This window comes from Pseudomonas sp. GXM4 (genome assembly GCF_008923895.1).
Classification (GTDB): domain Bacteria; phylum Pseudomonadota; class Gammaproteobacteria; order Pseudomonadales; family Pseudomonadaceae; genus Aquipseudomonas; species Aquipseudomonas atacamensis.
This window is the reverse complement of sequence record NZ_WBRZ01000287.1, coordinates 1-6,612: the sequence shown is the minus strand read 5'-3', so window position 1 is coordinate 6,612 and position 6,612 is coordinate 1. Positions and strand designations below refer to the sequence as shown.

The window sequence follows — 6,612 nt, the reverse complement described above, 5'->3', positions numbered from 1 at the left end:
CTGCGGCGTACACAAAACCAATGTGGGAGCGGGCTTGCCCGCGATGAGGCCGGGACAAGCAACGCAAAATCTAGATCAGGTCCGTGACTCCTGCGGTACCTCACCCGCAACCACCGCCCCCTCCTCCTGCCGCTTCGGCAACAGAACCTGCTGTGGATAAGTCTGCGCAAAATGCACATTCGTGGTGTTATCCACAAGCTTCTTCAAGCGCTGATTGAATGCGCGGCTCACCGCATATTGGCCACCGGACACCGTGCGGAATTGCGCCGTCAACACCACGCCGTTCAAGTCCATTTTGTCCACGCCAAACACATCCAGCGGCCCTTGCAGGTTGTACTTGAGGAACGGGTCTTCACGGATAGAATCGCCGGCCTCGCGGATCAGCTCGATGGCCTTGTCGACGTCGGTGTCGTAGGTGAACTGCACCGAGAAAAATGCGAAGGCGAACTGGCGGGATTGGTTGGTCACAGCCTTGATCTGGCCGAACGGCACCGAGTGCACAAAACCCTTGCCATCACGCAGGCGCAAGGTGCGAATGGTCAGGCCTTCCACGGTGCCGGCGTGGCCGGAATCAAGCACCACCCAGTCGCCGATCGACAGGGTGTCTTCGATGATGATGAACAACCCGGTGATGACGTCCTGCACCAGTTGCTGCGAACCGAAACCGATCGCCAGACCGACCACGCCCGCACCGGCCAGTAGCGGCGCGACATTGATGCCGAGGTTGGCCATGGTGGTAATCGCGCAGATCACCACGAGGATGATTTTGATCGCATTGCGCAACAGCGGCAGGATGGTTTTCACCCGTGTGCTCGGCTGGCGTGCCGCGCGTTTGCTCAGCGGAGGTTTCAGCGCTTCCTGAATCGCCGTGTCGAGCACCACCCACAGCAGCCACGTCACCAGGAAGATCAGACCAATGCTGCTCAAGGCATTGCTGATCGCCCGGCCGACGGTGCTGCTCTGGGCGAAATCGAGCAACGACACGCCCCAGATCCGCCCGAGAATATCGATGAACACAATCGCCATGACGATCCGCAGCAACGCATGCAACAGGCTGAGAAAACGTTCCTTGTAGGCACTGCTGCGCTGGATCGCCTCGGCCTTGCGCGACTTGAACAGGTGCTGCAACACCGTGCTGAGAAACACCGTGGCGATCAGCAGCACGGTAGTGAACAAGGCGCAGCGCAGGGCTTTCTGATTGTCCTCGCCAATGCCGATCAGGCTGACTGCCGAGACCAGCACCATCAGCACGATCGGCCAGTACCACAACCCGGAAAATATCCGCAGCGACTCCTGCAGCGACGGTTGTTTCAAACGCTGAGCGAGCGGGCGATTGCGGATCAGATGCGCGACCGGCCGGCGCAGGCGAATCACCAGCAAACCGAAAATCACCGAGGCGATCAGCCCGGTGAACACGGCGATGCTGCTGGTGATATTGCCGCCCAGTTGCCGGGCGATCTGCGGGCTGGTCAGGGCATCGCTGAGCGCGGCGAGAAAGCCGATCAGAAACAGCGGGCGCGGGCAGTATTCACGGATGATTCGCGCGGCGGCGCGCTTGTGCCCGACGTTGAACATCACCACCACGCACAACAACATCGATGTGGAGAAGATACCGCTGCTGGTGGCATAGGCCAGACACAGCGCCAGCGCACGGCCCACCGATGCTTGCAGAAAATGGCTGACATACAGCGTCAAAGGCAGGCAGATCAGCGCCGGCACGGTGTACGGCAGCACGTAGCCGAGCAGATCCTGACTGCGCTGGCGGGTGCGCAACCAGCGGCCCTCACGCAGACGCTTGGCCAACAGACTGCCGAGCACCGTCAATAGGGCAAAACTGCCCAGCCAGACTCCCGACAGCGTGAGGAAATCCCCGGCGACGCTCCAGCCCGAGCGATTCGACGGTTGCTTGACCAGCCGATCGACCTCATCCGCCGCGCGGTCGGCGCGCAGCCGCCAGGCATCGACCAGGTGTTCGTTGAGATCGAGTTTTTCCTGCACATCGTCGATGCTCGTACTGATCGCCCCGAGCAGACCACCCTGCACCAGCGGTTCCGGTTCGGCGGGTTTTTCCGCCGTATCGGCGGCAGCCGGAACGCCCGGCAGCGCAACGGCTTGCGATGTGTTGACGCCCAAGCACAGCAGCGCTCCCAGCAGAATGGCGATCCTGAAATTGCGCAAAGCTCCGATCTCCCGTGGCTGACCCTGGTAAGGAACTGATCGGTAATTGCGCGGCAAGTTCAAGAGCCCCCTCACCCCAGCCCTCTCCCCCAGGAGAGGGAGCCGACCGAGTTGCATGACCAAAATCACCAACTGCACGTCTTGAGTCGAACTCAAGTCCTGAAGACCATGAAGATCTGCTCCCTTCACAGTCGTACGCGATTTCAGGAGGCATGAAGATCTGCTCCCTTCCCCCTCGCCCCCTTGGGGGAGAGGGTTGGGGTGAGGGGGTAAGCTCTTGATCTTCGCTTCACCCGCGACCATCCGTAACACCACCGAAACTTTCCCGCCCCCGCCGCAGTCATCACAGAACATCGGCAACACGAGGACTTTCTACGGGAGGATGGGATGGCGACGATTCACATCGGTATTTCAGGCTGGCGCTACGCCCCGTGGCGCGGGGATTTCTACCCGAAGGGACTGGCGCAGAAGCGCGAATTGCAGTTCGCCTCCCGCGCGGTCAACAGCATTGAAATCAATGGATCGTTCTACGCCCTGCAACGCCCCGAACGTTACGCCCAGTGGTACGCCGAAACCCCTGATGACTTCGTCTTCAGCGTCAAGGCACCGCGCTTCATCACCCACGTGCGCCGCTTGCGCGAAATCGAAAAACCGCTGGCGAATTTCTTTGCCTCGGGCGTGCTGGAGCTGAAGGAAAAACTCGGGCCGATCCTCTGGCAGTTTCCGCCGAACTTCAAATTCGATGCCGAGCGCTTCGACCAGTTTCTCGCGCAACTGCCCCACGACACCCAAGCCGCAGCCGCCCTCGCCCGCCAGCACGATTCGCATCTGCCCGGCCACGCCAGCGTCAAAGCCTGGAGTAAAAAGCCGTTGCGCCATGCCGTGGAAATTCGTCACGAGAGCTTTATCGACCCGGAGTTCGTGCGCCTGCTCAAGCGCCATAACACCGCGCTGGTCATTGCCGACACCGCCGGCAAATGGCCGTACCGCGAAGACCTCACCAGCGACTTCGTCTATCTGCGCCTGCACGGCGCCGAAGAGCTCTACGCCAGCGGTTATTCCGAACAAGCGCTCAAGCGCTGGGCAGAGCGCATCGACGCCTGGCATCACGGTAAACAGCCAGAGGACGCCCACCTGATAGCCCCACGCCTGAAACCCCGCGCGCGCAAATCCCGCGAAGTGTTCTGCTACTTCGACAACGACATCAAAGTCCGCGCGCCCTACGACGCACGCAACTTGTTGCAGCGCTTCGACCTCGACAAAGACCTCGCCACAACTCCCGGGCAAGTCGCCGCAGAAGGAGTTCTGTCATGAGCATTCCCGAACCGGTCGGTTTCACCGACGAAGGCTCCGTGGTCTCACACTCGGTGCGCACATTTACCGTACTGACGGTCAACACCCATAAGGGTTTCACTGCACTGAACCGGCGTTTCATTCTGCCGGAGCTGCGTGAAGCAGTGCGCAGCGTCGCCGCCGACGTGGTGTTTCTGCAGGAAGTGCACGGCACGCACGAGCAGCATCCGAAACGCTACGACAACTGGCCGACGATGCCGCAGTACGAATTCCTCGCCGACAGCCTCTGGCCGCAATTCGCCTACGGGCGCAACGCCGTGTACCCGGCGGGCGATCACGGCAATGCGCTGTTGTCGAAATTCCAGATCATCCGCCACGACAACCTCGACGTGTCGATCAGCGGCCATGAGAACCGCGGCCTGTTGCATTGCGTGCTGCGCCTGCCTGGCGACGGCACCGAAGTGCACGCGATCTGCGTGCATCTGGGCCTGCGCGAGAGCCACCGCAACGCGCAACTGGATCTGCTGATGCAACGTCTCGCCGAATTGCCCGCCGATGCCCCAGTGATCGTCGCTGGCGATTTCAACGACTGGCGCCAGCGTGCCGATGCGCAGCTCAAGCCCTGTGGCCTGCGCGAAGTGTTCGCCGAGCAGTACGGCAAGCCGGCGCGCAGTTTTCCCGCGCGGCTGCCAGCGCTACGACTCGACCGCATCTACGTACGCAACCTCAAGGCCAGCCGCCCAAAAGTATTGACCAACCGGCCCTGGTCCCACCTTTCCGACCACGCACCGTTATCGGTGGAGATTGAACTATGAACAGTGCGCCACTGGAAAAATCCGCCGTCGACCCGGTCCCGTTGAACCCGCCCGTGCGCGAGCCCGGCCACGTTGACGTCGAGTATCAATGGCACAGCAACAACCGCGTAGAGCTGCTGGAGAACGGCGAGGAATATTTCCCCCGCGTGTTCGAAGCGATGCGCGCAGCCAAGAGCGAGATCCTGCTGGAGACCTTCATCGTTTTCGAAGACAAGGTCGGCGCCGAGTTGCAGCAAATCCTCATCGAAGCCGCCCAGCGTGGTGTGCGCACCACGGTCAGCCTCGACGGCTTCGGCTGTGGCGAGCTGAGCACCGGCTATCTGTCGGCCTTGAGCGATGCCGGCGTGCATCTGCAGATCTTCGATCCGGCGCCAAAGCATTTGGGCATCCGCACCAACTGGTTCCGCCGCCTACACCGCAAGATCGTGGTGGTCGACGGCTTGATCGCGTTCATTGGCGGGATCAACTTTTCCGGCGATCACCTGGCCGATTTCGGCCCTGAAGCCAAGCAGGATTACTCGGTGGAGATCCAAGGCCCGGTGGTCGCCGATATCCATCACTTCGCCCTGCTGCAAAGCGGTCGTCCCGGACGCGCGCGGTTCTGGTGGCAGCGCCGGCGCCAGCGTCTGGAGGAAATGGCCTTCACCGATCACGACGGCCAGGTACGCCTGGTGTTCCGCGATAACGATCAACACAACACCGATATCGAAGACGTCTATCTGCAAGTACTACGCAAGGCCAAGCGCCGGGTGATCATCGCCAACGCCTACTTCTTTCCCGGTTACCGGCTGCTGCGTGAAATCCGCAACGCCGCCCGCCGTGGCGTCGAGGTGCGGCTGATCCTGCAAGGCCAGCCGGACATGCTCGTGGCGAAACTGGCGGCGCGCATGACCTACGATTATCTGCTGCGTGCCGGCGTGCAGATTCACGAATACTGCCAACGCCCGCTGCACGGCAAAGTCGCGCTGGTCGACGATGACTGGAGCACCGTGGGCTCGAGCAATCTCGACCCGCTGAGCCTGTCGCTGAACCTGGAAGCCAACGTGCTGATCCGCGATCGCGCCTTCAATCAGCACTTGTACGAACGCCTCGAAGACCTCAGCCAGAACCACTGCAAAGCCATGGACGCCAAGCTGTTGCCGCGTGGGCGCATCTGGCACATGACCGTGGGGTTTCTGGTGTTCCACTTCCTGCGGCACTTCCCGGCCATGGCCGGTTGGCTGCCGGCGCATAAACCGCGTCTGAAGCCTTTCCGAGGTGCGCGTCCATGAGTCATTCCGAAGTGCACTCCGATAGCCATTCGGCACAAGCGGCGCCGTCGAAATGGAGCCGCTGGAAACGCCCGCTGACCATCCTGTTTTTCCTCGCGCTGATCGTCTTGCTGACGATGTTCGCCACGCGCATCGAATGGGCCGAGGTGCTGGAGACCCTCGCCGATTTCAAGGTGCGCACACTGATCATCGCCGCCAGCCTGACGTTGCTGAGTTTTCTGGTGTACGCCAGTTTCGACCTGATCGGTCGCACTTACATTCGTCAGGATCTGACCTGGAAGCAGATTCTGCCGGTGGGCATCATCAGCTACGCCTTCAACCTCAATCTCAGCGCCTGGGTCGGCGGCATCGCCATGCGTTATCGCTTGTATTCGCGGCTGGGCGTGAGCAAAGGCAACATCGCCAAGATTCTCGGCCTGAGCCTGGCGACCAACTGGTTCGGCTACATGACCATCGCTGGCGTAGTGTTCAGCAGCGGTCTGGTGACGATGCCGCCGGGCTGGAAACTCAGCAGTTCGGCCTTGCAACTGGTCGGGGTGTTATTGCTGCTGGTCAGTGCCGGCTATCTGGCGGCGTGTCAGTTTTCCAAGCGCCGCGAGTGGTCGATACGCGGCGTGGAAATCAACCTGCCGTCGCTGCGCATGGCGGTGCTGCAATTGCTCTTGGGCGCGTTGAACTGGTCGCTGATGGCGGCGGTGATCTTCACTCTGCTGCCGAGCAAACTGGATTATCCGCTGGTGCTTGGCGTGCTGTTGATCAGCGCGATTGCCGGGGTCATCACGCACATTCCAGCGGGACTGGGTGTGCTTGAGGCGGTGTTCGTGGCGTTGCTGCAGCATGAGGCATCGCGCGGCAGTCTGGTCGCGGGATTGCTGGCGTATCGGGCGATTTATTTTCTGCTGCCGCTGTTGATTACGGTGGTGATGTATCTGGTAGTGGAAGCGAAGGCCAAGGCGTTGCGGATCGAGAAGAAACCTTCCTGACCATGCATTGCTGCGGATGGCCCTTTCGCGAGCAGGCTCGCTCCCACATTTGAAATGCGTTCAACCTGTGGG

The 6,612-nt window shown here is 61.1% G+C and carries 5 protein-coding genes; 4 read left to right on the top strand and 1 reads right to left on the bottom strand.

The features are described 5' to 3' along the window. Nucleotides 1-75: 75 nt before the first annotated feature. Nucleotides 76-2,178: a mechanosensitive ion channel family protein gene (locus F8N49_RS23930; protein ID WP_151552851.1), complete on the bottom strand. Its 2,103-nt coding sequence runs from the start codon at nucleotides 2,176-2,178 to the stop codon at nucleotides 76-78. 387 nt (nucleotides 2,179-2,565) lie between these two features. Between F8N49_RS23930 and F8N49_RS23925 the strand changes: the two genes are divergently transcribed. From F8N49_RS23925 to F8N49_RS23910, 4 genes are read left to right on the top strand one after another with little or no spacing between them, the layout of a single operon-like run. Then, complete coding sequence (locus F8N49_RS23925) at nucleotides 2,566-3,492, top strand: DUF72 domain-containing protein (RefSeq protein ID WP_122747502.1); 927 nt, start codon at nucleotides 2,566-2,568, stop codon at nucleotides 3,490-3,492. Next, entirely contained in the window at nucleotides 3,489-4,286 is a 798-nt protein-coding gene (locus tag F8N49_RS23920) for an endonuclease/exonuclease/phosphatase family protein (RefSeq protein ID WP_122747501.1), read from the top strand. The genes F8N49_RS23925 and F8N49_RS23920 overlap by 4 nt, the downstream gene beginning before the upstream one ends. Then, a complete protein-coding gene (gene clsB / locus F8N49_RS23915) occupies nucleotides 4,283-5,557 on the top strand; it encodes a cardiolipin synthase ClsB (RefSeq protein ID WP_016772961.1) in 1,275 nt (424 codons plus the stop codon). The genes F8N49_RS23920 and clsB overlap by 4 nt, the downstream gene beginning before the upstream one ends. Continuing rightward, the gene (locus tag F8N49_RS23910; protein ID WP_024014510.1) at nucleotides 5,554-6,540 is read left to right on the top strand and encodes a lysylphosphatidylglycerol synthase domain-containing protein; all 987 of its coding nucleotides are present in this window, start codon (nucleotides 5,554-5,556) and stop codon (nucleotides 6,538-6,540) included. Before clsB ends, F8N49_RS23910 begins: the two co-directional genes overlap by 4 nt. Nucleotides 6,541-6,612: the final 72 nt, after the last annotated feature.

Coding starts and splice junctions, on each gene's coding strand:
- F8N49_RS23925 (WP_122747502.1), top strand. CDS start 2,566: ATGGCGACGATTCACATCGGTATTTCAGGCTGGCGCTACGCCCCGTGG.
- F8N49_RS23920 (WP_122747501.1), top strand. CDS start 3,489: ATGAGCATTCCCGAACCGGTCGGTTTCACCGACGAAGGCTCCGTGGTC.
- clsB (WP_016772961.1), top strand. CDS start 4,283: ATGAACAGTGCGCCACTGGAAAAATCCGCCGTCGACCCGGTCCCGTTG.
- F8N49_RS23910 (WP_024014510.1), top strand. CDS start 5,554: ATGAGTCATTCCGAAGTGCACTCCGATAGCCATTCGGCACAAGCGGCG.